Origin of the sequence: Achromobacter dolens (assembly GCF_902859745.1) — a bacterium.
GTDB lineage: Bacteria > Pseudomonadota > Gammaproteobacteria > Burkholderiales > Burkholderiaceae_B > Achromobacter > Achromobacter dolens.
This window is the reverse complement of record NZ_CADIJW010000106.1, coordinates 1-1879: the sequence shown is the minus strand read 5'-3', so window position 1 is coordinate 1879 and position 1879 is coordinate 1. Positions and strand designations below refer to the sequence as shown.

Here is a 1879-nt window from a genome sequence, read left to right as displayed (position 1 = left end):
CGAACACGTCCAGGCCGGCGAACTTCTTGAACAGCACCGCCTTGCCTTCCATCACCGGCTTGGAGGCCAGCGCGCCGATGTTGCCCAGGCCCAGCACCGCGGTGCCGTTGGAGATCACGCCGACCAGGTTGCCCCGGCCGGTGAAGCGGAACACGTTGGCCGGGTCCGCCACGATTTCTTCGCAAGCCGCCGCCACGCCGGGCGAATACGCCAGGGCCAGGTCACGCTGGTTGGTGAGCGGCTTGGACGCCACGACGGAGATCTTCCCCGGGGTGGGAAACTCGTGGTAATCCAGAGCGGCCTGGCGGTCTGCTTGCGAATTCATGGGGCGGCGCCTCCTAGTCTATGACAGGGAAAATTCTAGGGCCGCAGGCATAAGGTGTTCATTCAGATTTAATATTGTCACATCACTTTTATCTTATGCCTTGTCTATGACACCGTTTTCCCCGGACGAGGTGCTCCGGAAGCTGACCTCGCGGCTGAAGATGCGCCACCTGATGCTGCTGCTGCAGATCGAGCAGCACGGCTCGCTGACCCGCGTGGCCGAGCACATGGCCACCAGCCAGCCGGCCGTGACCAACGCGCTGGCCGAACTGGAGAGCATGTTCGACGTGCCGCTGTTCGACCGCTCGGTGCGCGGCATGACCCCCACGCCCCTGGGCGCGGTGGTGCTGGCCCGGGCCCGGGCGCTGGTGCACGACCTGGGCCACCTGGTGCAGGAAATGGAGGCCGTGGCCGCCGGCCAGGCCGCCCACCTGCATGTCGGGGTGATTCCATTCGTCTCGGGACAGGTGCTGTCGGCGGCCATCGCCCGCACCCTGCCGCAGGGGCGCGGCATCACCGCCACCATCCACGAAGGCCAGGGCCCCGCGCTGCTGCGCCAGTTGCGCGACCACACGCTCGACGTGGTGGTGGGTTGGGCCACGCCGTCGGTGGACCTGCGCCAGATCGACTTCGAGGTGCTGTACCACCAGCCGCCGCGCCTGATCGCCAGCCGCCGCCTGGCGGCGCGACTGGGCCGCGCCCGGCTGGAGTGGAACATGCTGGCCGACCTGGACTGGATCCTGGGCACGCCGGACAGCCCGATCCGCGAGCAGGTGGCCGACATTTTCCTGCGCGCCGGCCTGGCGCCGCCCACGCCCTCGGTGCAGAGCGATTCGTCCAAGCTGATCGGCGAGATGATCGTCGCCAGCGACCGCGCCGTGTCCATCCTGCCGGCCGACATCGCCGATGAACTGGTGCGCATCGCCGGGGCGGCGATCGTGCCGTATTCTTTCGACTGGACCTTGCCGCCGATTTCGCTGTTCACCCGCGCCGACGGCCTGCGCCGCAACGTCGACGCCCTGTTCGCGGCGGCGCTGCGCGAGGTCTTCAGCCGCGGCGGGCGAGCCTGATCCCGCCCCCCACCGGAGCCATGCCATGCCCGCCAGCCAGTTCGTCATGTCGCGCAGCGTCCTCGCCGGCGTGCAGGCGGTGGCCGCGCGCAGCGGCAGGGCATTCGCGCGGCATACGCACGATCAATACGGCATCGGCGTGATGCGCCATGGCGCGCAGGCGTCGCACAGCGGCCGCGGCCGGGTCGAGGCAGGGCCGGGCCAGGTCATCACCGTCAATCCCGGCGAGGTGCACGACGGCGCGCCCATCGGCGGCGAACGCGCCTGGCAGATGCTGTACCTGGATCCCGCGGTGGTGGCGGACGCGGCCGACGCGCTGCCGGCCGCCAGCGGCTTTGAATTCGAACATCCGGTGATGGACGCGCCGGCGTTGGCGGCGGACCTGCTGGCGCTGTATGCGCTGGCCGTGGGCGGCGGCGACGCGCTGGCGCGCGACATCTTGCTGGCGCGCGTGCTGGCGCGCGCCGGCGGCCTGGCGCGGGCCG

Annotated in this window: 2 protein-coding genes and 1 pseudogene; 2 read left to right on the top strand and 1 reads right to left on the bottom strand. The window is 70.0% G+C overall.

Annotation, left to right across the window (positions count from 1 at the left end; genetic code table 11):
* Positions 1-325: pseudogene (locus tag HV783_RS29280) on the bottom strand (NADP-dependent malic enzyme); the annotation flags it as partial.
* Positions 326-431: 106 nt separating this feature from the next.
* Between HV783_RS29280 and HV783_RS29275 the strand changes: the two are divergent.
* Positions 432-1394 (top strand): LysR substrate-binding domain-containing protein, encoded by a 963-nt coding sequence (locus HV783_RS29275; protein ID WP_054500902.1) that lies wholly within the window; start codon positions 432-434, stop codon positions 1392-1394.
* A gap of 25 nt (positions 1395-1419) precedes the next feature.
* A partial coding sequence (locus HV783_RS29270) for an AraC family ligand binding domain-containing protein (protein WP_175190343.1) occupies positions 1420-1879 on the top strand: 460 nt, incomplete at its 3' end.

Bases quoted from the DNA above. Each gene is read 5' to 3' on its own strand.
- HV783_RS29275 (WP_054500902.1), top strand. From the start codon at position 432: ATGACACCGTTTTCCCCGGACGAGGTGCTCCGGAAGCTGACCTCGCGG.